19 protein-coding genes and 3 pseudogenes are annotated in these 25,149 nt (G+C 70.6%); 11 read left to right on the forward strand and 11 right to left on the reverse strand.

The window, feature by feature from the left end:
• Positions 1-193: pseudogene (locus tag ABTY98_RS01860) on the forward strand (IS607 family element RNA-guided endonuclease TnpB); the annotation flags it as partial.
• A 256-nt stretch (positions 194-449) separates the two neighbouring features.
• Positions 450-800 (forward strand): AbfB domain-containing protein, encoded by a 351-nt coding sequence (locus ABTY98_RS01865; RefSeq protein WP_352218896.1) that lies wholly within the window; start codon positions 450-452, stop codon positions 798-800.
• Here ABTY98_RS01865 and ABTY98_RS01870 read toward each other — a convergent pair.
• Positions 763-3,234 (reverse strand): SpoIIE family protein phosphatase, encoded by a 2,472-nt coding sequence (locus ABTY98_RS01870; RefSeq protein ID WP_352218897.1) that lies wholly within the window; start codon positions 3,232-3,234, stop codon positions 763-765. The genes ABTY98_RS01865 and ABTY98_RS01870 overlap by 38 nt on opposite strands.
• Before the next feature lie 222 nt (positions 3,235-3,456).
• Between ABTY98_RS01870 and ABTY98_RS01875 the strand changes: the two genes are divergently transcribed.
• Complete coding sequence (locus ABTY98_RS01875; protein ID WP_352218898.1) at positions 3,457-5,541, forward strand: SpoIIE family protein phosphatase; 2,085 nt, start codon at positions 3,457-3,459, stop codon at positions 5,539-5,541.
• Here the strand turns inward: ABTY98_RS01875 and ABTY98_RS01880 are convergent.
• The 3 genes and pseudogenes from ABTY98_RS01880 to xynA form a co-directional block, all read right to left on the reverse strand.
• A complete protein-coding gene (locus tag ABTY98_RS01880; RefSeq protein ID WP_352218899.1) occupies positions 5,538-7,199 on the reverse strand; it encodes a hypothetical protein in 1,662 nt (553 codons plus the stop codon). The two genes, ABTY98_RS01875 and ABTY98_RS01880, sit on opposite strands and share 4 nt — an antisense overlap.
• A gap of 109 nt (positions 7,200-7,308) precedes the next feature.
• Positions 7,309-7,995 (reverse strand): annotated as a pseudogene (locus tag ABTY98_RS01885) (polysaccharide deacetylase family protein); the annotation flags it as partial.
• Positions 7,995-8,663: an endo-1,4-beta-xylanase XynA gene (gene xynA, locus ABTY98_RS01890; RefSeq protein WP_352218900.1), complete on the reverse strand. Its 669-nt coding sequence runs from the start codon at positions 8,661-8,663 to the stop codon at positions 7,995-7,997. The gene xynA and the pseudogene ABTY98_RS01885, both read right to left, overlap by 1 nt.
• Before the next feature lie 344 nt (positions 8,664-9,007).
• Here xynA and ABTY98_RS01895 point away from each other — a divergent pair, with 344 nt between their 5' ends.
• Positions 9,008-10,192 carry a PP2C family protein-serine/threonine phosphatase gene (locus ABTY98_RS01895; protein ID WP_352218901.1) on the forward strand — a complete coding sequence of 395 codons (1,185 nt, stop codon included), beginning with the start codon at positions 9,008-9,010 and terminating at the stop codon, positions 10,190-10,192.
• Between the two features lie 64 nt (positions 10,193-10,256).
• On the opposite strand, the gene amaB is transcribed toward ABTY98_RS01895, so the two are convergent.
• Both amaB and hglS read right to left on the reverse strand, forming a co-directional pair.
• Positions 10,257-11,786, reverse strand: a complete 1,530-nt coding sequence (gene amaB, locus ABTY98_RS01900) for an L-piperidine-6-carboxylate dehydrogenase (RefSeq protein ID WP_352218902.1) — start codon at positions 11,784-11,786, stop codon at positions 10,257-10,259.
• 25 nt (positions 11,787-11,811) lie between these two features.
• Positions 11,812-13,209 (reverse strand): 2-oxoadipate dioxygenase/decarboxylase, encoded by a 1,398-nt coding sequence (gene hglS / locus ABTY98_RS01905; RefSeq protein WP_352218903.1) that lies wholly within the window; start codon positions 13,207-13,209, stop codon positions 11,812-11,814.
• Positions 13,210-13,477: 268 nt separating this feature from the next.
• Here hglS and ABTY98_RS01910 point away from each other — a divergent pair, with 268 nt between their 5' ends.
• The gene (locus ABTY98_RS01910) at positions 13,478-15,637 is read left to right on the forward strand and encodes an MMPL family transporter (RefSeq protein WP_352218904.1); all 2,160 of its coding nucleotides are present in this window, start codon (positions 13,478-13,480) and stop codon (positions 15,635-15,637) included.
• 76 nt (positions 15,638-15,713) lie between these two features.
• Here ABTY98_RS01910 and ABTY98_RS01915 read toward each other — a convergent pair whose 3' ends face one another.
• Complete coding sequence (locus ABTY98_RS01915) at positions 15,714-16,598, reverse strand: fumarylacetoacetate hydrolase family protein (RefSeq protein WP_352218905.1); 885 nt, start codon at positions 16,596-16,598, stop codon at positions 15,714-15,716.
• Between the two features lie 145 nt (positions 16,599-16,743).
• On the opposite strand from ABTY98_RS01915, the pseudogene ABTY98_RS01920 reads away from it, so the two are divergent.
• Positions 16,744-17,058 (forward strand): annotated as a pseudogene (locus ABTY98_RS01920) (acyl-CoA thioesterase); the annotation flags it as partial.
• A gap of 223 nt (positions 17,059-17,281) precedes the next feature.
• Here the strand turns inward: ABTY98_RS01920 and ABTY98_RS01925 are convergent.
• Positions 17,282-18,433 (reverse strand): glutathione-independent formaldehyde dehydrogenase, encoded by a 1,152-nt coding sequence (locus ABTY98_RS01925; protein WP_352218906.1) that lies wholly within the window; start codon positions 18,431-18,433, stop codon positions 17,282-17,284.
• A gap of 518 nt (positions 18,434-18,951) precedes the next feature.
• Here ABTY98_RS01925 and ABTY98_RS01930 point away from each other — a divergent pair.
• Both ABTY98_RS01930 and ABTY98_RS01935 read left to right on the forward strand, forming a co-directional pair.
• Entirely contained in the window at positions 18,952-19,170 is a 219-nt protein-coding gene (locus ABTY98_RS01930) for a hypothetical protein (RefSeq protein WP_352218907.1), read from the forward strand.
• Positions 19,167-19,946 carry a tryptophan 7-halogenase gene (locus tag ABTY98_RS01935; RefSeq protein WP_352218908.1) on the forward strand — a complete coding sequence of 260 codons (780 nt, stop codon included), beginning with the start codon at positions 19,167-19,169 and terminating at the stop codon, positions 19,944-19,946. Before ABTY98_RS01930 ends, ABTY98_RS01935 begins: the two co-directional genes overlap by 4 nt.
• A 184-nt stretch (positions 19,947-20,130) precedes the next feature.
• Here the strand turns inward: ABTY98_RS01935 and ABTY98_RS01940 are convergent, their stop codons facing one another.
• Entirely contained in the window at positions 20,131-20,901 is a 771-nt protein-coding gene (locus ABTY98_RS01940) for a dienelactone hydrolase family protein (RefSeq protein WP_352218909.1), read from the reverse strand.
• A 321-nt stretch (positions 20,902-21,222) separates the two neighbouring features.
• On the opposite strand from ABTY98_RS01940, the gene ABTY98_RS01945 reads away from it, so the two are divergent.
• The gene (locus ABTY98_RS01945) at positions 21,223-22,410 is read left to right on the forward strand and encodes an MFS transporter (protein ID WP_352219204.1); all 1,188 of its coding nucleotides are present in this window, start codon (positions 21,223-21,225) and stop codon (positions 22,408-22,410) included.
• Here the strand turns inward: ABTY98_RS01945 and ABTY98_RS01950 are convergent.
• Positions 22,389-23,390, reverse strand: coding sequence for an acyl-CoA desaturase (locus ABTY98_RS01950; protein ID WP_502994131.1), 1,002 nt, complete (start codon positions 23,388-23,390; stop codon positions 22,389-22,391). The two genes, ABTY98_RS01945 and ABTY98_RS01950, sit on opposite strands and share 22 nt — an antisense overlap.
• Before the next feature lie 219 nt (positions 23,391-23,609).
• Here ABTY98_RS01950 and ABTY98_RS01955 point away from each other — a divergent pair, with 219 nt between their 5' ends.
• Positions 23,610-23,738, forward strand: a complete 129-nt coding sequence (locus ABTY98_RS01955; protein ID WP_352218910.1) for a hypothetical protein — start codon at positions 23,610-23,612, stop codon at positions 23,736-23,738.
• A gap of 15 nt (positions 23,739-23,753) precedes the next feature.
• On the opposite strand, the gene ABTY98_RS01960 is transcribed toward ABTY98_RS01955, so the two are convergent.
• The gene (locus ABTY98_RS01960) at positions 23,754-24,407 is read right to left on the reverse strand and encodes a dienelactone hydrolase family protein (RefSeq protein WP_352218911.1); all 654 of its coding nucleotides are present in this window, start codon (positions 24,405-24,407) and stop codon (positions 23,754-23,756) included.
• A 197-nt stretch (positions 24,408-24,604) separates the two neighbouring features.
• On the opposite strand from ABTY98_RS01960, the gene ABTY98_RS01965 reads away from it, so the two are divergent.
• Positions 24,605-25,081, forward strand: a complete 477-nt coding sequence (locus ABTY98_RS01965; RefSeq protein ID WP_352218912.1) for an SRPBCC family protein — start codon at positions 24,605-24,607, stop codon at positions 25,079-25,081.
• Positions 25,082-25,149 lie beyond the last annotated feature (68 nt).

Genomic DNA, 25,149 nt, shown 5'->3' on the forward strand with positions numbered 1-25,149 from the left:
CGGAGTGGCCGGAGACCAGGACACCGCCCCGGCGGTGTCGAAGCCTCGTGGAGCCGACCAGAAGACCCGCACCACCCGCACCCGCCGCAAGGCGGCGGCGGGGCGGGCAGGTGGCGCGACCCTGCCGCAGCAGCGGCAGGAGGAAGCGAGAGACCGTCGTCAGGACACCGAAGCGCAACTCGCGCTCTGGTGACACCGTCACGGACCTTCTGGGCGGAAACGTCCAGGATGCTGACATCTGACTAGACGATCAGCAACGGGCCGTATACCGAGGCGCGGCCGGCCTGCGGAGATGCCCTTGGACCTGCAACCTAAGATGAACGCCGCTGACGCCTGCCCCACCGCGTGCCGAAGTAGATCGACGGACTGTTGCGTCCGGCGATCGGCATGCGCCCGCCCGGCGCGTTCTTCGGCGCCCACTCCACGAGGCCTGTGACACCAGGCGGGAAATGGCGACCCACCCGTTCCAGAACGTCCGGCATGTCGCGCGCCCCGAAGCCTTCCTCGATCAAGTCGGCACCGTGTTCCGCACGTTCGGCCGGCAGGACTCCGGCTGTGTCTCCTACGGAGTGCTGGTCTGCGGGCAACGCTGGTTCGTCAAGACCGCTTCGACGCCGAAGAGCGTGGCGTCCCTGCGCAGTGCGATCGCGTTCCGGGTCCGGCGCGAGGCGGGCGACGGCTCCGCGGTGTACCGGGCCGACGCGACCTGGTGCCCGGTGCGGGGTGCCGACGGGGTCCGGCTGTCCGCGTCCAACTACCAGGTCAGGGCCTGTCCGGGAGCTCCAGCTCGGCCCAGATGATCTTGCCCTCGCCGGTGTAGCGGGCGCCCCAGCGGTGGGCGAGCTGGGCCACCAGGTAGAGGCCGCGGCCGCCCTCGTCCGTGCTGCGGGCGTGCCGCAGCCGGGGTGCGGTGCTGCTGGCGTCGGCGACCTCACAGGTCAGCCGGGAGTCGTGCAACAGCCGTAGCCGGATGGGCGGTTCGGCGTAGCGGATGGCGTTGGTGACCAGTTCGCTGACGATGAGTTCGGTGGTCATCGCCAGCTCGTCGTAGCCCCACGCCACCACCTGGCGTACCGCCCGGGCCCGGACGTCGGCGACGGCGGCCGGGTCCACCGGCACGTCCCAGGAGACGACGTCGTCGGCGCCCAGCGCGTGGGTGCGGGCCAGGAGCAGGGCGATGTCGTCGGGCTGGGGCACCGGGACCAGCTGCTGCACGGTGGCCGTGCACAGCGTGGAAAGGTCGGCGTCGGGGCTGGCCAGTGCGGAGCGGAGGCCGGCCATGCCCCGTTCGACGTCCTGGTCGGCTCCTTCGATGAGGCCGTCGGTGTAGAGGCCGAACAGGCTGTTCTCGGCGAGTTCGATCTCGGTGGCCTCGAAGGCCATGCCGCCGAGCCCGAGCGGCGGTCCGGCGGGCAGCTCGGCGAACCAGACCCGACCGTCGGGTGCCACGACGACCGGCGGCGGATGTCCTGCCCGGGCCATGGCGCAGCGCCGGGTCACCGGATCGTAGACCGCGTACAGACAGGTCGCTCCGACGAACGTGGCCGTGCTGCCCTGGGAGACCGCGCTCCCGCTCTCCTCGTCCCCCAGCCGCAGCACCAGGTCGTCGAGGTGGGCGAGGAGTTCGTCGGGTGGCATGTCCATGTCGGCGAGGGTCTGGACGGCGGTGCGCAGCCGGCCCATGCTCGCCGCCGCGGCGAGGCCGTGGCCGACCACGTCGCCGACGACCAGACCGACCCGGGCGCCGGACAGCGGGATCACGTCGAACCAGTCACCGCCGACGCCGTCCGTCGCGTCCGCCGGCAGGTAGGAGGACGCCACCTCCAGGGCCGTACCGCCCGTCAGGGCCTGGGGCAGCAGACTGCGCTGCAGGGTGACGGCCGCCGTGTGCTCCCTCGTGTAGCGGCGGGCGTTGTCGACGCAGACGGCCGCGCGCGCGACCAGTTCCCCGGCGAGCAGGACGTCGTCGGGCTGGAAGGGGACCGGGTTGAGCGAGCGGGCGAACGTGGTGAGGCCCAGGGCGGTGTTGCGTGCCCGCATCGGGACGGCGATGAGGGAGTGCAGTCCGAACTCCCGTATGTGCGCGGCCCGTTCGGGCTGCTCGGAGAGCCACAGCGGGTCCTCCGGGTCGAGCTCGGGGATGAGGACCGGCTCGCCGTTGATGAGCAGGTCGATGCCGTGCGCCGGGGGCAGGAAGTCCACCGGGTCGCCGATGTACGCCACGACCTCGGGGTTGCCGTCGCGGACGGTCTTCAGTGCGGCGCGCCGCATCACAGGACCGGTGGACGCCGGGCCCGCGTCGGTCAGCCAGGTGCCGTGGCCCTCGGTGCTCAGGACGGGCTCCAGGAGGTCGACGATGACGAAGTCGGCGAAGCGGGGGACGGCGAAGTCGGCGAGTTCCTGGGCGGTGCGCAGCACGTCGAGGGTGGTGCCGATGCGGGTGCCGGCCTCGTTGATCATCGACAGCCGCTGGCGGGCGTTCCATCGCTCGGTCACGTCGGCGACCATGTAGCAGACGCCGGTCACGGAGTCGTCGGCGTCGACGAGCGGGAAGAACGACGTGGAGTAGGCGCGCTGGCGGTGCGGATCGGCCCAGCTCCAGCCGAGGTACTCGTAGTCGGTGACCGGCTCCCGGGTGGTGAGCACCTTGCGCATCAGGCCTTCGATGGTGGTCGCCTGCAGCCCGGGCAGCAGCTCGCACAGCCGGCGGCCCAGGCGCTGCTCCCGGGGCACTCCGCCGAAGCGTTCCAGGGTGTCGTTCAGCCACACATAGCGCAGCTCCGAGTCCATCACGGCCATGCCGATCGGCGAGCGGGTCAAGAACCCGTCGAGGACGGACTGCCCCACCGTCCACTGCGGCCGCCGTTCACGCGCGGAGAGGAGGAAACACTCGTCTCCGTCGATGTGGAAGGAGGCGGAGACCCGCAGGTCCACGTCGAGCGTGCGGCCGTCGCGGTGCCGTACCGGGACGAGTCCGCTCCACCCCATGCCGGAGCGACAGCGCGCGGCGACGCCGGCGGCGCGGGCCGGGTCCGCGCGCATGGCGAGCAGACCTGCCGCGGGACGGCCGACCACCTCGGTGGCCGGACGGCCGAGCAGGGCCTCGGCGCCACGGGTCCAGCCGATCACGACGCCCTCGGCCGACAGCACCGCCGCCGCGTCGCTGGAGGCGTCGAGGAGGTCGTGCGGGCCGGCAGAGGGCGGCACCTCGAAGTCTTCGCGCGGGAAATCCATTGGCTACATCCTCTACGTACCCCAATGTTCCTGCTTGTCCAACCGATGCGCACGGCCCTCAGGGGAACGGGGGCGGGAACTTCGAGGTCACGCGGATGCGCGGCGGGAGCCCCGCGCGGAGCGGGGTACTCGGCCTGGAGTCGGCGCGGGCGGACGGCCGGGGACGGCATGGAAATGCCGTGGCAGCGGTGTCGTCCCGCCGGCCGGTGGAGGTGGTGAGGCATGGCTGTGGGTTTCCTGCGGTCCGGTGGCTCCAACGGCTCCGACGGTGAGGAGTACGGCCCCGGCGGAGCGCGTCCGACCGGTCTGCTGGACGTGCTGAGCGTGGCCGCGGTGGCGCTGGACTCGCAGGGGCGGATCGTGTTCTGGACCCCGCAGGCAGAGGAACTCTTCGGCTACACGGCCGAGGACGCCCTGGGCAAGAGCGCGGCGCGACTCCTTGTTCACCCGGAGCATCTGAAGGCGGCCGTGAACCTGTTCATGGAGGTGATGGAGACCGGCCACAGCTGGGCCGGTGCCTTTCCCGTCCGGCGCAAGGACGGCGACAGCCGGCTGATGGAGTTCCGCACCATGCGGCTGCTGGACGATCTCGGGGACGTGTACGCGCTGGGCATCGTGGCCGACCACGCCATGCTCCAGCGGGTGGAGACCGACCTGGCGCTGTGCGAGCGGCTTATCAACCAGTCCCCGATCGGCCTGGCCCTCCTCGACCCGGACCTGCGTTACCTCCTGGTGAACCCGGCACTGGAGCGGATCGACGGTGTGCCCGCGGAGGAGCACGTCGGCCGCCATCTGCGGGAGACCCTGCCGCTGCCCGACATCGACACCGTCGAATCGGCGCTGCGCCAGGTGCTCACCACCGGCACTCCGCTCCTCGACCAGTACCACGTGGGCCGTCCGCCGACCGATCCCGAGCACGAGCACGCCTGGTCGATGTCGTTCTACCGGCTGGAGGATCCCGGCGGCCGCGTCCTGGGCGCGGCGACCTCGGTCGTCGACGTCACCGAGCGACACCGTGCCGCCGCGGAGGCCGACCGGGCCCGGCGCCGTCTCGCCCTCATCGCGGACGCCTCGGCGCGGGTGGGCACCTCGCTGGAGGTGGAGCGCACGGCGCACGAGCTGGCCGAGATCGCCACCCCGGTCCTCGCGGACGTGGTCGCCGTGGACGTGCTGGACGCGGCGCTGGCCCTGCGCCGTTCCCGCAGGCCGGAGAACGGCCCGGAGCTGTTCCGTGCCCTCGCCCTGACGGCGGCCCATCCCACGGTCGCGCTGCGGGCCGCCGACCCGCCCGGTGACCTCGCGGCCTACGACGGCGACCGGCTGGTCACGCTGTGTGTGCACACCGCGCGGCCGGTCCTGGTCCCGCATGTCGGCCCCCACGATCTGCCGCGTATCGCCCGCAACGCGGAGGCGGGCGAGCTGCTGGCGCAGGCCGGTGTCCACTCGTATCTCGCGGTGCCGCTGATCGCCCACGGGGAGGTGCTCGGCGCCCTCGACCTCAAGCGCACCCGTAATCCGCTGCCCTTCGACGAGGACGACGTCGTCCTCGCCACCGAGCTGGCCGGGCGGGCCGCCGTGGCCATCGACAACGCCCGCTGGTTCCAGAGCGTCCGCAACACCGCCCTCACCCTCCAGCGCAGCCTCCTCCCCGACCACCCGCCGCACCACACGGGCCTCGAACTGGCCTCCCGCTACCAGCCCGCCCAGGCGACCAGCGAGGTCGGCGGCGACTGGTACGACGTGATCCCGCTGTCGGACGACCGGACCGCGCTGGTCGTCGGCGACGTGATGGGCAACGGCATCGACGCGGCCGCCACCATGGGCAGGCTGCGCACCGCCACCTGTGCCTACGCGGACCTGGAGCTGCCCCCGGCCGCGGTGCTCCAGCATCTGGACCGGATCACCTGCGATCTGGAGCACTACATCGTCACCTGTCTCTACGCGGTGTACGACCCGCGCAGCCGGAGCTGTGAGATCGCCAACGCGGGACATATGCCGCCCGCGCTGGTGCACTCCGGAGGGGTGCCGGGCCTGCTGGAGCTGCCGCCCGCCGCCCCGCTCGGCGTCGGCGGCATCCCCTTCGAGACCACCACCGTCGACCTTGCCGCGGGTGACCTCCTGGTGCTGTACACCGACGGCCTGGTCGAGACCCGCCGCCACCCCATCGACGACCGCCTCGCAGTTCTGCTCGGCTTCCTGGACGAGCCCCACCGGCCGCTGGAGGAGACCTGTGACCTGCTGCTGCACGGGCTGCGCCACCCGGACGACCACGACGACGTGGCGCTGCTGGTCGCGCGGACGCTCTAACCCGTATGGCAGCAGTCGGTACGGCAGAAGCAGGACGCCGTGATCGGCACGTCCGCCGTCGCTGCCGCGAGCTTCAGCTGCTGGGCCACGATCCGTGCCTCGCCCTCCTTGCCGAGCCGCCGGAGGCATTCGTGGAAGCCGTGCAGGGACCAGACGTTGCCCGGATGCTGCAACGGCCGGGGCAGCGTGTCGTCCAGGCCGAGGTCGGCCCGGTAGACCGCCTCGGCCTCCTCGACCCGGCCGCGTTCCAGGAGCAGGGCGCCGTAGGCGTGCCGGGTGGGCTGCATCCAGCCCCATGGCTCGTCGTAGGGAAGGTTGTCGTCCAGGTCGACCGACCGGCGCAGTTCGGCGAAGGCGGTGTCGAAGTCGCCCTTGCGGTAGGCGAGTTCGCCGTCGAGCATCGCGGAGGCGATGGCCAGGATGTCGGCGCAGGTGTTGTTGAACAGCATCCGGGTGCCGGGTACGGCGGCGGCCGCCTCCCGGAAGCGGGCGCGTTCCTCCTCGGCCTCGGCGATCCGGCCGGTGGCGGAGTGGGCGACGCCGCGCGCGTAGTGCAGCATCGCGGTGGTCACGCAGTACAGCCGGGGGTCGGCGGGCAGCGGCAGGCGCAGGACGTCGTCCCAGCGGCCGAAGCGGATCAGGACGTGCACCCGCATCGCGAGGAAGCCCTCCAGCCAGTCGGCCATCGGGGGGCTCTCCACGCGCAGCAGTTCCTCGGGTACGGCGGCTTCGAGCCGTTCGGCGGTGGCGAGGGCGTCCTGGAGGCGGCCCAGGAACATCGCGCCGTAGATCCGGAAGTGGAGGTTGTGGCAGCGGTAGAGGGTGTAGAAGTTCATCGCGCCGGCGCGGGCGTGGTACTTGTCGTCGGCGGCGACGGCCGCGGCGTTGTCGGAGAGCACGCGCCGGTAGTCGCCGCAGAGGACTTCCAGGTGCGAGGGCATGTGCTGGAGGTGCCCGGCGTCGGGGACCAGGTCGCGCAGCAGGTCGGCGACGGGCAGGGCGGTCTCGGGGGTGGGTGACATCTCCATCAGGTGGATGTAGAGGTGCGGCAGGCCGGGGTGGCGAGCGGCCGCCTCGGTACCGAGGGCCCGCTCCAGCACCGCCTTGGCGTCCATGGTGCGGGCGCCTTCGGCCGGCCGGCCGCTGCGGATGTCCCAGAGCTGCCAGGGGGTGAGGTTCATCAGGGCGTCGGCGTACAGGGTGGCGACGTCGAGGTCGTCGGGCGCCAGTTCGTATACCCCGCGCATGCTGTCGGCGTAGGCCGTGTTCCACACCGAGCAGGCCTCCGCGTCCGGGGCCGCGGCCTGCGGGTAGCGGGCGCGCAGAGCCTCGACGAGGGCCCGCTCGACGGGGGTCGCGTGGGCGGCCTTGGCGTGGGCGCTCTCCACGGCGGTGTGCGTGCGCTCCACCGTGCGTGCGAGGTCCTCCTGGTCGAAGAAGTCCCAGGGTTTGTTGTAGTTGGGGCCGAGGGCGTAGGCCACGCCCCAGTCGGCCATGGCACACTCCGGGTCCGCCGCGCCGGCCGCCTCGAAACAGCGGACGGCCTCCTCGTGGTGGAAGGCGTAGGTCCAGATCAGCCCCCGGTCGAACCATGTCTGCGCCTCGGGGGACGACGTGGTCACGCGCCGGCTGTGACCGCCCAGGTCGTAGTAGTCCACGAGGACGAACCTAGCGTCGGAGAGCGTGCGAAAGATCCCTTTTCATCCGAAGCCATGAGGATGGCGCGGCGGTTGGCCGACCGCCGCGCCCCTTGTGCCGCTGTTCTCAGGGAGCGACCGCGCGGCCGGTCTGTGCGGAGATCCGCCCGGAGCACAGTCCCTTGGCCGTAAGGGTCTGCGCGATGCGCGGGATCGCGGCGAGCGTGTTGGCCGGCCACTCGTGCATGAGGATGATCTGGCCGCTGGTGAGCCGGGAGACGGCCTGCACGATCGCGTCGGTGCTCGCGCCGTTCCAGTCCTGCGAGTCGACGTCCCAGATGATCTCGGTCAGCCCGTACTTGGCCTCGACCGTGCGCACGGTCGCGTTGGTCTCGCCGTAAGGCGGCCGGAAGAGCACCGGGGTCCCGCCACCGGCGCCGGCGACGGCCGACTGGGTGCGGGAGATCTCGGAGTCGATCTGCGCCTGGGTCTGCTGGGTCAGATGCGGGTGGGTGTAGCTGTGGTTGCCGACCCACATGCCCGCGCTCACCTCGGCCCGGACCTGCGCCGGGTAGGCGGCCGCGTACTGGCCCTCGTTGAACAGGGTGGCCCGCAGCCCGTTCGCCTTGAGGGCGCTGAGCAGGCCCGGCGTGTGGGCGGTGGACGGCCCGTCGTCGAAGGTGAGACCGACGTAGCCGGCGCAGGTGGCGGAGTGGGCCGGGGCGGCGCCGACGGCGAGCGTGCCCGCGGCGGCCAGCGCGAGGGTGGCGGCGGTCGCCAGCAAGGGGCGTAATGAGCGTTCCGCTACGGCACTCATCACGCCACCGTGATGTTGGAGCTGCCGCTGCTCTGGTAGCCCTCGGTCGCGAGGATCTGGTAGTAGCTGAAGCTGCCGAGGGACATGCCGGCCCTGGCCCAGGCGTCGAAGTGGTTGCCGGTGGTGATGGTGCCGCCGGTGCGCTTCGACTGGCGAACGCTCCAGTACTGGTTGAAGGTCTTGGTGCCTTCGACGGACGGGGCGTTGTACCGCGTCGTCAGGTAGATGTCGTACGTGCCGCCGTCGCTGGTGACGCTGCCCTTGTATGTGCCGGTGGGCCGGTAGGTGCCCCAGTTGTCGACGATGTAGTACTCGACGAGCGGGTTGGACGTCCAGCCGTAGAGGGACAGGTAGCCGTTGCCGGACGGGCTGAAGCTGCCCGAGTAGGTCACGTTCCGGCGGGCGCCGGTGCTCCATCCCTTGCCGCAGACGAAGTTGCCCGTGTTACTCCAGCCGGCGCTGTAGTTGCCGCCGGAGCCCAGGGTCATGGAGACCGTGCCCTGCGCGTCGGTCCAGAACGAGTAGTAGTAGCCGTTGCTGGTGCCGGTCTGGTTCGTGGTGACGACGGTGGCGGCGCGGGCGGTGCCGGGCAGGGCCAGCCCGGCGGCGGCGCCCAGCAGCAGGGCGCCGGCGCTCCGGCGGCTCAGTGCGTGGTCGAGCGGGTTCATGGGATGCCTCCTCGTATGGTCTGTGCGGGTGTGGCTTGCTGGGAGTGTTGGTCTGCCCATGTCACCTGTCAACAGTTTCGGTAACTATTTCGAAACCTTCGCGCGACCGATTCAGCCATTGCCGCACCTCAGGCGAATAGCTGTCGAAAGTGTGATCAGCCCTGTCGACAATTGGCCATTTCAAGATCGATCGCAGTTCCTCCCCTTCCTCGAATGTTTCGAAGATGAAGACGAACGCTGCCGTGACCCCGGAACATGCCGCTGGGTGGAGCAATCACCGGCGCGTCGGGCTGCGGCCCGGGAGGCTGGGCGTCTTGTCGAGATTCGTATGCCAGGAGTCCCGGGTGAGGCACGACGGTCAGAACCCAGCACTGCCCGCGCCCCCCGCGTGGATGCGCTGGCTTCCGGTCCTGTACGTCGTCGGTGTACTGCTGATCGAACCGGTCACCCCCGTGGACTGGCCGATCAGCTTCGCGCTGATCGCCCTGCCCCTGGTGACCGCCTTCGCGCACTCGCCCCTCGTGGTCGCCGGCGCCACCGCCTTCGCCATCGGCCTCGAACTTTTACTGGCCGGAACCGCGTGCTGTGCGGGACGGACCGTCGGCTTGCTCTGGGACCGTCACTACGTGGCCGCCTACGCGTGTACGGCCCTGGTGGGAGCCCTGGGCACGATCCTGGCAGCGCACCGGATCCGCCGGGAACGCACCCTGGCCGACGTCCGGTTCGTGGCCGAGATCGCGCAGCGCGTCCTGCTCAGACCGGTCCCGCACCGGATCGGGAACCTGCTGCTGGAGAGCTTCTACCTGTCCGCCGCCGCGGAGGCACGGATCGGTGGCGACCTCTTCGAGGCCGTGCCGACCGCGTACGGGGTACGGCTGCTCATCGGTGACGTGCGGGGCAAGGGCCTGCTCGCGGTGGAGACCGCGGCCGCGATGCTGGGCGCATTCCGTGAGGCCGCGCACGACGAACCCGATCTGCGTGCCCTGGTGGAGCGGGTGGACATCAGCATGACGCGCCGCGCCGACCAGCTGGGCGGCAGCGAGACGGGCGAGCGGTTCGTCACCGCCGTCTTCGCCGAGATCCCCGACGACGAGAGGGTCGTCCGCGTCCTCAACTGCGGCCATCCGCCGCCACTGCTCATCCGCCCCGGCGAGGTGAGCGAGCTGGACCGGGGGCGGCCTGGGCCGCCCCTGAACCTCGGCATGCTCGTCGGGGACCCCTACCGCGTCGACGCCTACCCCTTCGGCCCGGGCGACCAGCTGCTGCTCTACACGGACGGCGTCACCGAGACCCGCGACCCGGACGGTTCCTTCTACCCCCTGCTCCAGCGGCTGCGCTCGTGGGGGCCGATGCCGCCCCCGGAGCTGCTGGAACGGCTCCATCAGGATCTGCTGGCGTACAGCCACGACAAGTTGCAGGACGACACGGCCGCGCTCACCGCCTTCCTGCTGCCCGAGGGAGCGGCCGGAACGCCGGGCGGCGGCCACGACGAATCGGGCGCCGGGCCGTTCGGCGACCCTCTGCCGTGACGCGTGTTGTGAGGGTTCTGGGCCGGTCGACGTGAGCCGGGCCGCCGCCACTTCCAGGGCCTCGTCAGAGGAAGCTGACGCCCTGGGCAAGGGTGAGTTCGCCGGAGTAGTTGACCGTGTTGGTGGTCGCGCGCATGTACGCCTTCCAGGCGTCGGAGCCGGACTCGCGGCCCCCTCCGGTGTCCTTCTCGCCGCCGAAGGCACCGCCGATCTCGGCTCCGGAGGTGCCGATGTTGACGTTGGCGATGCCGCAGTCGGAGCCGGCGGCGGACAGGAAGATCTCGGCCTCCCGCTGGTCCCGGGTGAAGATGCTGGACGACAAGCCCTGCGGGACGTCGTTGTGCAGTGCGATCGCCTCGTCGAGGGTGTCATAGGCGAGGACGTACAGGATCGGCGCGAAGGTCTCCTCCCGTACGACGTCGGTCTGTTCGTCGACGCGCACCAGGACGGGCTCGGTGTAGGCGGCCGCCGGTGCCGCCTCGGCCAGCCGCCGGTTTCCGCCGGCCAGGACCTTGCCGCCCTGCGCCTGGACGCGAGTGAGGGCGAGGTGCATGGCGTCGAGGGCGGCGGTGGAGATGAGCGGGCCGACCAGCGTCGTGTCGTCGAACGGACTGCCGACCGGCAGCCTGCCGTAGACCGCGGTCAGGCGCTCGGCGAGGGTGTCGGCGATGTCGCGGTGGACGATGAGGCGGCGCAGTGTGGTGCACCGCTGGCCCGCCGTGCCGGCCGCCGCGAAGACGATGCTCTGGACGGCGAGGTCCAGGTCGGCGGACGGGGCGACGATCGCCGCGTTGTTGCCGCCGAGTTCCAGCAGGCTGCGGCCGAACCGGGCGGCGACGCGCGGGCCGACCTCGCGGCCCATCCGGGTGGAGCCCGTGGCGCTGACGAGGGCCACCCGGGGGTCGTCGACGAGCCGCTCGCCGACCGCGCGGTCACCGAGCAGGAGACGGTGTACGTCACGGGGTGCGCCGGTCTCCTCCGCGGCGCGGGCGAGCAGGTGGTGGCAGGCCATGGCGGTCAGCGGGGTGAGCTCCGAGGGTTTCCAGACCACCGTGTCGCCGCAGACCAGGGCGACGGCCGTGTTCCAGGACCACACGGCGACGGGGAAGTTGAAGGCCGAGATGACGCCGACCACGCCGAGCGGGTGCCAGGTCTCGGCCAGCCGGTGGCCGGGGCGTTCGGAGGCGATCGTACGGCCGTACAGCTGGCGGGACAGGCCGACCGCGAAGTCACAGATGTCGATCATCTCCTGTACCTCGCCGAGCGCCTCGGAGCGGATCTTGCCCGCCTCGACGGTGACGAGATCGGTCAGGTCGCTCTTGTGCTCACGCAGCAACTCCCCCAGCCGGCGTACGAGTTCGCCGCGGCGCGGGGCGGGTGTGGTGCGCCAGGTGAGAAAGGCGGCACGGGCGGCCGCGAGGGCCTCCTCGATGTCGTCGCCGGTGGCCGCGCGCAGCCCGAAGAGGTGCTCGCCGGTGATGGGGGTGCGAGCCGGGAAGTCGTCGCCCTCCGCGACCTGCGCACCGATGGTCCGCAGGCAGGCCCGGGCGCGGGCGCGCAGATCGTCCGTGGTGGGCAGCGCGGTACTGGTCATCGTGGGACCTCCAGAGGGTGAGGGGTCAGCGGAGGGGGCCGATGAGGCCCAGGGCGCGGGCGACATGGGCCAGGGAGCGGTTCTGCTGCTGCTCGTAGAGGGCGAAGGGGTCGAGGACCTCGCGGCCGATGGCGCCGGAGAGCCAGTCGGCGTCGTAGGCGGTGCCCTGCTGGTCGTTGTCGCGGGTGCCCTCGCCGGTGAGGTTGGACTGGAAGATGCCGGCGGCGGAGCGGGGCAGGAAGTCCTCGTAGACGATGGGCTCGGCCAGCACCCAGCCCTGCCGCACCAGTTCGCCGGCATGGGTGGGCGGACGGCCGCCGTCGCGCGGCCGCCCGTCGGCGAGTCGGTAGGTGAAGTACGCCAGCTCCTGGGCCGCGAGTTCCTCCTCGCCGGCGGGCATGTGCCGCTCCCAGACGGCGCGCGCGATGTCACCGCGCGCCGCCGTGGGGTTCTGGGACGCCTGCTCGTCGACGCGGCCGAGGAGTTCGTCGTAGTGGGCCCGTCCGGTGCGGGTGAGGGCGATGCCGCGGGCCTCGACCTCGCCGAAGCGCACCCGCAGGGATCCGCTGACGACGCTGCCGTCCTCGGTGCGCATGGGGCGGGTTTCGGCCAGGGCCCGGAAGGACGTCTGGCGCAGCAGGACGTCTGGGCCCTTCCAGGCCGGCGGGCCCTGGATGGTGTCGATCATCTCGACACCGCGGTCCGTCATACGGCGGTAGAGCTCGTCGATGTCCAGGACGCGCGGGGTGAGGTGGTTGATGTGCGTGCCGCGGACGCCGCCGATGTCGGCGGCGACGGCGGAGACCTTCTCCAGGGTGCGGTACCAGGCCCGGTCCACCGGTTCCTTCGACAACTCGAAGACCCGCACGGCCAGCCCGAGGAAGCGCTCGGCTTCGTCCGCCGGCAGTTCGCCGTCGGCCGCGGCGCGGTCGGCCAGCGTGAGCAGTTCGGGGGGAAAGAGTTCGCGGCGGGCCAGGAAGGTCTCCAGGCGCGCACGCAGGTCGGGGTCGAAGAAGCGCGGGTCGGCGGAGGTGAGCATGGAGGTGAACACCCGGAAGGGGTTGCGGGCGAGTTCCTCGCCGTCGACCGGGCGGAAGGCGGTGGAGACGACGGGGACGGCGCTGGCGGCGGCCTCCCGCAGGTCGTAGAAGCCGACCGGGTGCATACCGAGGGCGGCGAAGACACGGGCGACCTGGCGCAGTTCCCCCGGTGTGCCGACGCGAATGGCTCCGTGGCGCTCGGCGGTCACCCGGCCGATGGATCCGAGGCGTTCGGCGTCGGCTCCCCGGGCGCGCAGCACGTCCTCGTTGACCTCGCGCGAGACGTCCACCAGCGTCGTGTAGGCGGGCACTTCCCGCCCGTACATCTCCGACAGCCGCACCGCGAACGCGGCCCGCAGCTGCCACTGGCGGATCGTCGACATGGTTCGGCCTTTCGGGCGGGCGACGGTACGGCGATCATGTCTTTGATGGTCGCCGACCGGGTTCCTGCCGTACAGATGACAGGGCCGCGCGTGAGACGGTCGTCGGGCTACCGGAAACTCACTGGACCGATCTTCACCTGTGATCCCTACCATATGACCGCAAGACAACTTTGCGACCGGCCCGTTGGATGCGTGCCGGTCGGGGTCGCCGATGCCAGGGTCCGCTCCCCGGGCTGCGGTGATCTTCCTACCCAGGAGGACCTTCCGCATGTTCCGAAGTATTGGCACTGCCGTCGTCCGGCATCCTGTCTGGACGATCGTGGCATGGCTGATCGCGGCGGTGGCGATCGTCGCCACCGCCCCGAGCCTGCCCTCCAACAGCGACGAGAGCAGTTTCCTGCCCAAGAGTTACGAGTCGATCAAAGCGGCCGATCTTCAGCAGAAGGCGTTCCCCAGCGCCTTCACGCCGTCCGCGATCGCGCTGTACCAGCGCACCGACGGCGGCAAGCTCAGCGCCGCCGACCTGAAGGACGTCGCCCGGATCACCACCGAACTGGGTGACAAGCACATCGATCAGGTACAGAAGGTCGTCCCCGGCCAGCCGTCCAAGGACGGCAGGTACACCCTGACCCTGGTGCAGATGGACAGCAAGAAGGCCGGCCAGCCCGTCCAGGCGGACGCCGCCAAGGTGTTGCGCGACGACGTCAAGCAACTGGCCAAGGGCACGGACCTGGAGGTCAAGCTCGGCGGCTCGGCCGCGCAGGCCCTGGACCAGCAGGACTCGTCCAAGCGCGGTGAGGCGCTGATCGGCATCGGCACCTTCGTGATCATCCTGGTGACTCTGCTGATCATCTTCCGGGCGCCGATCCTCGCCTTCCTGCCCCTCGTGGTGATCGGCGTGGTGTCGGCCATCGCCAACGGGCTGATCGCGTACGCAACCAAGCTGTTCGACCTTCAGGCGAACAGTTCCGTCTCGTCGATCCTGATCGTCGTGCTCTTCGGCGTGGGCACGGACTACTTCCTGTTCCTGATGTTCCGTTACCGCGAACGCCTGCGGGCGGGTGACGAACCCAAGCAGGCCATGGTCAACTCGGTCGGCCGGGTCGGTGAGGCCATCGCCTCGGCGGCCGGCGCGGTGATCATCGCCTTCCTCGCGCTGGTGCTGTCCACGCTGGGCTTCCTGAAGCAGATGGGCCCGGCGCTGGCCATTGCGGTGTCGGTCACCCTGATCGCGGGCCTGACGCTGATCCCGGCCGTCGTCTCGCTCATCGGCCCGAAGGTGTTCTGGCCCTCGAAGTCGTGGCAACGGGAGCCGGCCAACGCGCGTTTCGCGGCCCTGGGCCGTGGGGTGCAGCGCCGCCCGGCGCTGACCGCGGCGGTCTCCGGTCTCATCCTGGTCGTGCTGTCGCTCGGCACGCTCGGCTACAAGGCCACGTTCGACCTGGCGTCGGGCTCGATGCCCAAGACCAAGGAGTCCATGGTCGTTCAGGACGAGATGCAGAAGGCGTACTCGGCGGGCGCCGCCGCACCCACCGACGTCTATCTGTCCAGCACGGACGGCAAGCCGCTGGACACGGCGGACTTCGGCACGTACGCACGGAAGCTCAGTGCCGTGGACGGCGTCGCGAGCGCACGGATGACCCAGGTGAACAAGGCTGGTACGACAGCGGACTTCACCGTCACGCTCAAGTACGAGGCGTCGACGGACAAGGCCATAGACGCCGTGGGCGGGGTGCGTGACGTCGCGCACGCCAACGCTCCCGAGGGCACCGAGGCTCTCGTGGGCGGTATGTCCTCGATCTACAAGGACATCGACGCCGCGGTCAACCACGACTACCGGACCGTGTTCCCCGTCGCCGCACTGCTGATCATGGTCATCCTGGGGCTCCTGCTGCGCAGTGTGGTCGCCCCCTGGTACCTGATCGCCTCGGTCGGGCTCGGCTTCGGCTCCACGCTCGGTGCCACGGTCTGGATCTTCCAGGATGCGCAGAACAAGCCCGGGCTGATGTTCATGCTCCCGGTGATCATGTATCTCTTCGTGGTCGCCATCGGCACGGACTACAACATCCTCATGATCGCCCGGCTCCGCGAGGAGGCCCGGGAGGGCCGCAACCCGCGCGAGGCGGCCGGGATGGCGCTGCGGCACGCCGGTCCGACGGTGGCCGCGGCGGGCTTCATCCTGGCGGCGACCTTCGCCACGATGATGCTGGCGGGCAACGCGCTGCTCACGGAGATGGGCTTCGCGGTCTCCTTCGGCATCGCGGTCGCCGCGTTCGTCATGGCGATGTTCTTCACCCCGAGCCTCACCGCGCTCATCGGTCACGCGGCTTGGTGGCCGGGCCACGCCGACCGGGCGGAACCGGGAACCGACGTCGGCTCCTCTCCCACCGCGGACGACGAGTACCAGGCCGCGGGCCGTCACGGCTGACGGCGACGGAACAGCGGGGGTCTGCCGACCTTGTGGTCCGGCAGGCCCCCGCCCACTCCACCGGGCCGGAATCCGCTCAGGTGAGGCCGGTCCGGCGCACGGTGTTGCGGAGCTCGCCGAGCCCGCCGACCCGGGTCACGACCACATCGCCGTCGGTGAGGAAGATCTGCGGTTCACGGGCATTGCCGATGCCGCTCGGTGTGCCGGTGAGAACCACGTCCCCGGCGCGCAGGGTCATGCCGCGGCTGAGTTCGGCGATGATCCGGGGGACGGAGAAGGCCATCTGGCCGCTGGTCGCGTCCTGCAACAGCCGGCCGTTGACCTCGCACCGCACCCGCAGACCGGTGAGGTCGTCGATCTCGTCGGCCGTCGTCAGCCAGGGCCCGAGCGGCATGGTCGCGTCGATGCTCTTGCCCTTGAGCCACTGGCCGCCGTGCGCCCGCTGGAGATCGCGCTGGGAGACGTCGTTGGCGACGAGGAAGCCGAAGACGTGGTCCATGGCCTTCTCCTCCGGGACAGAGCGTCCGTCGCGACCGATGACCAGCGCGATCTCGGCCTCGTAGTCCCATTTGGCGGAGAGGTCCGGATCGTAGGCGATGTCGTCGGCCGGGCCGATGACCGTGTCGGGGCCCTTGGTGAAGAAGGTGGGGTGCTCGGGCCGCCCGTCCGGGTCCTGGCCCTCACGCCTGCCCTTCGACTCCTCGAAGTGGTCCCAGTAGTTCCAGCCGGTGCACAGGATGTCGCGGTTGAAGCGCTGCACCGGGGATTCCAGGCGGACCTCGGACAACGGCACGGTCTCACCGGGCGCCGCGGCACGGGCCGCCTCAAGGGCTTCCGCGCCGCCGCGGACGATGTCGTCGACGGTGCCGATCTCCGCCGGCAGCACCATGACCGTCTGCTCGGACGCGTTCACGACGCCGGACCGCCGTACGCCGTCGACGGCGAGGGATGCAAGTTTCACGTCGCCTCTTTCGCTCTGTCGGGGTTTCGGGCACCCCACCACCACCCGCAGACCGCGAGCTGACGTGTTGACTTTAAATGACGGCCGTGAAAAATACGAGATATCGCTTCCCCTTGCCTCGGAAGGACGGCCCATGGCTTCTGAAATGGCCCGCACCGTCTACCGGTGCCGTGTGGAGTGGCCGGACACCGATGCCTCCGGGCATTACCACAACTCGGCGGTGGTGCGGTTCGTGGAGGCGGCGGAGGCGGCTCTGGTACGCGAGCGTGGCGTCGTCGGCTACTTCGGTGCCGCGCCCCGCGTGCGCTACGAGGTCGACTTCGCCTCTCCTCTCTGGTTCCAGCAGGAGGTGACGACGGTCCTCGGGGTGGAACGCATCGGCACGTCCTCCATGACGTTCCGGTTCGAGGTGTGGGGCGAGGAGACCGACGGCCGGCCGCGTCGGCTCGCTGCGTCCGGTCACTACACGGTCGTACACGTGCCGCAGGGGGAGGAACGGGTGAGCGCACCCTGGCCCGCCAGTGGATCACCGCCCTCACCGCGGCTCCCACGGAGACAGGCGGGCGCGAGTCCCGGCCGCCGGAGCCGCCTTCGGGCCGTGCCGCCGAGTGACGAAGGCGCGAAGGCGCTACTCGCGGCGGGCCGGCCACGGAAGCCGGTCCGCCGCGCCGTGAAGACGGGTCCTACGCCGCGAGAGCGTGGCCGGGATGCAGGACGACCTTGGTGTAGCCCTCGATCCGCTTGTCGAACTTCTCGTACGCTCCCGGTGCCTCCTCCAGCGGCAGTTCGTGGGAGACCACGAAGCTGGGCTTGGCCCGCCCCGCGATGATCAGGTCACGCAGCTGGCGGTTGTACTGCTTGACGTTGCACTGGCCGGTGCCCATCTGCTGGCCCTTTTCGAACATCCGGCCGATGGAGACCAGCAGCAGGCCGTGCTTGGCGTGCTCGTCGGGTCCGCCCGGGTCGGAGGGGACGTACAGGCCCGGTACGCCGAGCATGCCCGTCGGCCGTACCGTGTCGACGAGGGCGTTGAGAACGACGGCGGGTTCCTCGTGGCTGGCGTCGTGCGCCTGGGCCTGGTAGCCGACCGCGTCGACGCCCTTGTCGGTCCCCTCACCTCCGGTCTGTTCCTTGATCTGCTCGGCGGGGTCGCCCTTGGTGAAGTCGATCGGTATCGCCCCGATCTCCTCGGCCTTGGCGAGCCGCTCGGGCACCCGGTCGACCGAGAACACTTTGGACGCACCGCGCAGCAGCGCCGAATACGCGGCCATCAGCCCGACCGGGCCGGCCCCGAAGACGGCCACACTCTCGCCGGGGGACAACTTGGCGAGCTCACAGCCGTGGTACCCGGTCGGGAAGATGTCGGCGAGCAGCACGAAATCGGTCTCGAACTCGTCGCCCGGCGGCAGCTTCAGACAGTTGAAGTCGGCGAACGGTACCCGCAGCAGCTCTGCCTGGCCGCCCTTGTAGGGGCCCATGGCCACATAGCCGTAGGCTCCGCCGGCGAAGCCCGGATTGACCGTGAGGCAGAAGCCGGTCTTGCCGGCCAGACAGTTCTTGCAGAACCCGCAGGCGACGTTGAAGGGCATGACCACGCGGTCGCCCTTGGACAGGGAGGTCACGCCGGAGCCGACCTCCTCGACTATGCCGAGGTTCTCGTGTCCGAAGACGATGCCCGACTCGGCTGCCGTACGGCCCTCGTACATGTGCAGGTCGGATCCGCAGATGGCGGTCGAGGTGACCCGTACCAGCACGTCGTTCGGGTGCTGGATCTGCGGATCGTCGACATCCCTGACAGCGACGCTGAAGGGCTTCTCATAAACAACGGCTTTCACCTGGTTCACCTCCGCGTCGAACGCCGGGCGACGACGACGGACCGCACAGACCGAGGCTCTGCTCAGGAGAAACACATCGAGACAGAGCCCCCGATCCATGCCGCACCCTAGGCGCTCATGTTTCACCATCGGATACTTCCAGAAAACGCCGGTCGCGCAGGCGCTGCAACCTCATGGGGCGGATCATCAGCCCGAACCGACGGACTGCGGCCGCACAGCGCGTAGCCCCCGGCGGCTCCACCGTCTCGATCACCAGGGCCGCGCTGCGGCCTTCTGGCGCTTCCCGCACCGCACCGCGCACGATGCCTCGCCGCCCGGGACGGGGAGCAGCGCGGTGAGCCACCGGCCCGGGCCGCCGACGGCAGGACGGTGCAACTGGTGCTCAGGCTTCCTTGGCCGACCACCGCCGGGCGACGCCGCCGGCAATCCGTGCCGCGCCGCGCGTCGCACCCCGCACTCGCCCCATCGCCCTACGGCCCATTGCGGAGTTACTCGTCGAGAACTCCCTGCGACAGGGCGTGAAGACTCCTTCCGCAACCTCGCCGTGTTCGGCTGCCACGCGGGCGGCCGCCGGCTCCCCCGCGCCGAACGGCGGCAACATCCTCTGCGCCTCGTTCGACGCGGGCTGGCTCTGGTACATCCCGCTGCGCGACGACCTCACCAGCGTCGGTGCCATGATCGCGCCGGAGCACTACCCGGCCGTGCAGAACGATCCGCGTACCGCCTGCAGGACATGATCAAGGCCTGCCCGGAGGTCGACCGGCTGCTGACGGACGTGCCGGTCGCGACCGAGCCGCCGTACGACCAGGTCCGGGTCCGCAAGGACTACTCGTACTGGAAGACGTCGCTGTGGACGCCGGGCATGGCCCTGGTCGGTGATGCCGCGTGCTTCGTGGACCCGGTGCTCTCCTCGGGCGTCCATCTGGCCACCTACGGCGCCCTGTTGGCGGCCCGCGTGATGAACTCGTCCCTGGACGGGAGCGCTCCGGAGGAGCGCGGATTCGCCGAGTTCGAGGCGCGCTACCGCCGGGAGTACGGGGTGTTCTACGAATTCCTCATCGCCTTCTACGACATGGAGCGCAACGAGGACTCGTACTTCCGGTCGGCGAAGAAGATCACCCGGGTGGAGGTCGACGAGGTCGCCGCCTTCGCCGAGCTGGCCGGGGGCGTGGCGTCCGGCGACACCGGGACGCTCGCCACCGGCGGACTCGGCACCCGATGGAGCACCGCCACGGCCGAACTGGAGGGCGCGGTGGGCCGATTGGCGACCGCACGAACCCGCTCCTCACCACCCGGGCCGTCAGCGAGACCTTCCGCACCGGCAACGACCTCCAGGAACAGGCCCTGTACGGCGCCCCACTGGACGCCCCGGCCGCACCGACCACCGAAGGCAGGCTCGGGGTCACCGCGGACGGCTTGTCCTGGCTCCCCGCATGAAGCCCCTACCGAGCCTCTCGCGGCGGGCAGCGCCTTCACCGCGGGCGAGTGCGCCGGGTGTCGGTCACCGTGTTGAGCGCTTCTTGTCGCCGGGTCGAGGGTGACGCCGTCGGGCAGTTCGGTGGCGTAGTAGGAGAGCCGGTCGCCGTCCGGGTCGGTGGCCTTCAACCGCCTCTGACTGCCGTACTGGTCGGCGATTCACGATGAGCGGTGGCGGCGCCCGGCCGCTGTGGCGGGTGCGGCCGGGCACCGACGGCCCCTCAGGTCAGGGCCGGTGAGGTGGAGGCCCGGACCAGATGCCGGGCGAAGAAGCGGGCCGCGCTGTCCGCCTCGAACCTGGGCAGTTCCTTGTGGCTGCCCGTGTTGGCGTGCAACGTCTTCTCCTTCGAGGCGAAGGCGTCGAACAGCGCGAGTCCGGCCTCGCGCGGAATGTGCTCGTCGTCCCACTGGAACGCGAACTCGACCGGGACGGTGATCCGCCGGGCCGGCTCGGCCAGGGCATCGGGCCAGTGGAGGCCGAAGACCGCGGCGGTGATCCTGGGATCGGCCGCGGTCAGCGGCACGCCGATCGCGGTGCCCATGTTCAGGCCGTAGTAGCCGACCGGCCCCGCGCCGCCGATCTCCGGAAGTTCCTGGAGGGCGTCGAGGGTCGCCTGCCACTCGGGGACGGCGCGTTCTGCCAGGTGGGCGTTGTAGCGGACGACGACGGGGCCTTCCGGCTCGCCCGCCTCCCTCGCCCGGTACAGCGCGGCGATCTCTCGCTCGTCGTGCGCGGTACGCGGCCGGTCGCCGTGACCGGGTGCGTCGACACAGGCGACGTGGAAGCCGCAGCCGGTCACGAGGAGACGGGCCCGGCCCGTCATCGCCGGCCACTTCTTGTGGGTGCCGCCGCCGTGGCCCATCAGCACCAGGGGCGCGCGTTCGGGGCTCGATGCCGGCGACCAGAGCACGCCGGGGATCTCACCCACGGTGAAGTCGCGTTCGACGACACCGTCCGACGTCGTCTCCGTGGTGAAACACACAGACTGCATGGGTTGTTGCCTTTCGGGAGGCCTTGTCGTGAAGGCGCTCCCGGCGACACCTACGTCAATCGCCCGACCGTGACGGGGAGAGGGAGCACCCATTCTGCTACAGCGTTCATGGGTCTCACCTCCTCGCACGACGTCACGGTCCCACGGACGTTACGCACCGACTGCCGGCCCCGTCCAACGCATTTACGGCTTCGTCCAAGCTCCGGGAGATCTTTGTCCATGGACGAGGCCACCGCCGGCGGTGAGGGTCGGTTCATGGGTGAGATCGAGGTCGGTGACAGGCAAGGGGTGGTGGACGGCCGCGGGGTCGATCCCCGGCGGATGCCGATCGGGCTGGTCGCGTTGGCGCTCGGCGGTTTCGGTATCGGGCTGACCGAGTTTCTGATCGCCGGGCTGCTGCCGCAGGTTGCGTCGGATTTCTCGGTGTCCGAGGCAACCGCGGGCGGGCTGATCTCCGGGTACGCGCTGAGCGTGGCCGTCGGCGCGATCGCCCTCACCGCGGCGACGGCGCGGTTGGCTCGCAAACACGTGCTGGTCGGGCTGATGGCGTTGTTCGTCGTCGGCAACCTGTTGTCCGCGGTCGCACCCACCTACTCCGTGCTGCTGCTCGGGCGGATCGTCGGCGCACTGTGCCACGGTTCGTTCTTCGGTATCGGCTCGCTCGTCGCACGCGGTCTGGTGGCACCGGAGCGCAAGTCCCGTGCGGTGGCGGTCATGTTCGCCGGGCTGACGCTCGCGAACGTGCTGGGTGTACCGTTCGGCGCGCTGGTGGGCGAGCGTTGGGGATGGCGGGCGGCCTTCCGGGTGGTCACGGCGATCGGCGTGCTGGCGCTCACCGGCATCGTCACCCTCGTACCCGGCTCGGCGGGGGCGGCGGCAGGGACTGGGGCGCCGGCCGGCATGCGGGACCAGTTCCGGGCGTTCGGGTCCTGGCAGGTGTGGCTGACGCTGACCGCCACGGCACTCGGCTACGGCGGGATGTTCGGGGCGTTCAGCTATATCGCGTACACCTTCACCGAGGTCAGCGGGTTCTCCTCGGCGGATGTCGCCTGGTTGCTGATGCTGTACGGCGCCGGCCTGGTCGTAGGGAACCTGATCGGCGGGCGGGCAGCCGACCGGGACCGCGACCGCGCCCTGGTGCTCGCACTGCTCGCACTGACCATCACCCTGGCCGTGTTCGGTCTGCTGGCCGGCAGTGCCGTGGCCTCGGTGGTACTGGCCTTTCTGCTGGGCGTGGCCGGGTTCGCCGCCGTACCCGGCATGATCACTCGGGTGACCGACGCCGCCGACGGCGCGGCGCTGGCCGCGAGCGCCAACGTCTCCGCGTCCAATGTCGGCAACGCCCTCGGCGCCTGGCTCGGCGGCCTGGCCATCACCGCGGGCCTCGGCTACACGGCGCCGCTCTACACCGGCGCCGCGCTCGCGTTGACCTCCGTGATCGTCATGCTCGTCGCCGTGCACCAGGCGCGACGCGCCGCCCGAGGGCGTCAGGCTACGGACCCCTGCTGACCGGCCGGTTCGGGGAGCAGACGAGCACTGAGACGGTCCGCGCTCGGCCAGCGAACGTCGTAGGCCCAGCCCAGCTTCTCGAACACCCGGATCAGGCGGGCCGACGGGTCGAGCTGGCCCGGCAGCACACCGTGGCGTGCGCCCGTGGGGTCAGCGTGATGGGAGTTGTGCCAGCTCTCACCGAAGGACAGCAGTGCGAGCGGCCAGAAGTTGGTGGCCTTGTCCCGACTGGCGAACGGACGCCTGCCCGCGACGTGGCAGACGGAGTTCACCGACCAGGTGACATGGTGCAGCAGCGCCATCCGCATCAGGCCGGCCCAGAAGAATCCGGTCAGCGCACCGGTCCAGGTGCCGGTGACGAGCCCGCCGACCAGCGCGGGGGCCAGGAGCGAGACGGCTGTCAGCGGCCCGAAGAGCCGGCCGATGAGCCGCAGGTCGGGATCGGCGGCGATGTCGGGCGCGAACCTGGACCGGTTGCTCAGTTCACGCTTCAGCATCCACCCGATGTGCGCGTGGAGAAGCCCCTTGAGCAGCGCACGCGTGTCGGTTCCGAAGCGCCAGGGCGAGTGCGGGTCACCCTCGCGGTCGGCGAAAGCGTGGTGGCGGCGGTGGTTCGCCACCCACTGCACCGGCGATCCCTCGACCCCCAGCGAGCCCGCGACGGCCAGGGCGATGCGCAGGCCCCGCTTCGCCTTGAACGAGCGGTGCGTGAAGAGACGGTGATAGCCGACCGTGAGGCCGAAGCCGGACACCAGGTAGGCAACCAGGGCCATGCCGACGTCCAGCGCGGACAAGCCCCGTCCCCACACCAACGGCACCGCGACGACCAGGCAGATCATCGGTGCGACGACGAAAATCCACATAGCGACGCCCGCCGCAGCCGTCTGTGGGGCGTCGAGCAGTGGCTTGACCCCGGCCGCGGAGTCGGCGTCACCTTCGGCGACGGCTTGCTCAGAACGGTCGGCTTTGCTCGGATTCATCAGTTCCTCGCCGTTGCTCGAGGTTGTCGGACGCGGTGCCGGACCAACGGGGATCAGGCGCGCGCGTGCGCTTTCGAGCGCGCTCGGTGGCCCACGGCACAGGATCGCACCGGACGGCATCCCCGCAGGTCATCGCTCATGTCCAGGGTATGAACGGCACGGGACCAAATCTCCTTGGCGACTTGGCGGGCCGACCGGCGCCGCCCAGCGAAAGGGCCGATGAAGCGCACGCTGGTGATCGTGTCCATCCGCTGTCTCGACGAGTTCGCCAGGCAGAACGGCGAGTGGCTGTCCGCCGAGCGCCGTCTGACGGTCGGCTGGACGGAGACGCGCCCCTTCACATGGTGACCAGCAGGTGGGGGCCTACCCGCCCAGATACCGCGTGAACCAGTCACCGGCCAGCCGGGCCACGCGCTCCAGAGTGCCGGGTTCCTCGAACAGGTGGGTCGCACCGGGGACGATTTCGAGCCGGGTCTCACCTGGCATCTCCCGCATCGCCGTCCGGTTCAGGCGCAGGACCTCCGGATCCCGTTCGCCGACGATGAGCAGGGTGGGCTGACGGACCGACGCCAGCGCTCCTTCGGCCAGGTCGGGCCGGCCGCCCCGGCTGACGACCGCGCGGATCGTGTCCGGGAGCTCCGCGGCCGCGACGAGGGCGGCCGCGGCGCCCGTGCTCGCACCGAAGAGCCCGTGTCCGAGGTGCGCGGCGGGCCGGTATGTCCGCAGCCAGTCGGCGAGGTCGATCAGACGCCCGGCGAGGATGCCGATGTCGAAGCGGAGCGTCCCCGTGACCGCGTCGGCGTTCTCCTCCTCGCGGGTGAGCAGGTCGGCGAGGACGGTGCCGATCCCGGCCGTCTGCAGTTCCCCGGCGACGAAGCGGTTGCGCGGACTGTGCCTGCTGCTGCCGCTGCCGTGCGCGAAGAGCACGACGCCCCGCGCCGATTCCGGGACGGCCACATCAGCTTCGAGCAGCACACCCGCGGCGGATATCCGCACGCTCTCCACTACCGCGTTCACAGCGCCCTCCTCACCGTAGGGGCGATCAGGACAGGTCTCCCTCATCGGGTACCCAGCGCGGCACGTCACCGGGCCGGCAGTCGACACGGCACGATGACGGGTGCACTCCGGGAGATCGGGTACCCGGCGGCCACGGGAGAGCGCGTCGGACGCCGACAGCGCCCCGGTGATGAGCCGTATCCGACAAGGAGGAACAGATGAGCACGGTCAAGAAAGCCGTGGACGTCGCCGTCCCGGTCCACACGGCCTACAACCAATGGACCCAGTTCGAGGACTTCCCGAACTTCATGGAGGGCGTCGAGGAGGTGAGGCAGCTCGACGACCGGCACAACCACTGGACCACGCGGATCGGCGGGGTGCGGCGCGAGTTCGACACCGAGATCGTCGACCAGCTGCCGGACGACCGGATCACCTGGCGGGCGATCGAGGGTGACACCGAGCAGCGGGGATCCGTCCGGTTCGAGCCCCTGGACGAGACACACACCAGGGTGGAGCTCACGATGGACGTAGAGCCCAGCGGCATCGCCGAGAAGGGTGCCGACGCGCTCGGCCTGATCGACCGTCGTGTCAACGGAGACCTCAACCGCTTCAAGGACTACATCGAGCAGCGCGGTGGCGAGACCGGCGCCTGGCGCGGTCGTATCCGCCCGGGCGACCCCGGCTCGGTTCTCTGAACCCGCGGAAGACTCCGAGGCGGACCGCCAAAGCGGTCACGTGACCCGGCCCCGGGCCCGCACGGGTC

The organism is Streptomyces sp. NPDC096040 (assembly GCF_040303265.1).
Classification (GTDB): Bacteria; Actinomycetota; Actinomycetes; order Streptomycetales; family Streptomycetaceae; genus Streptomyces.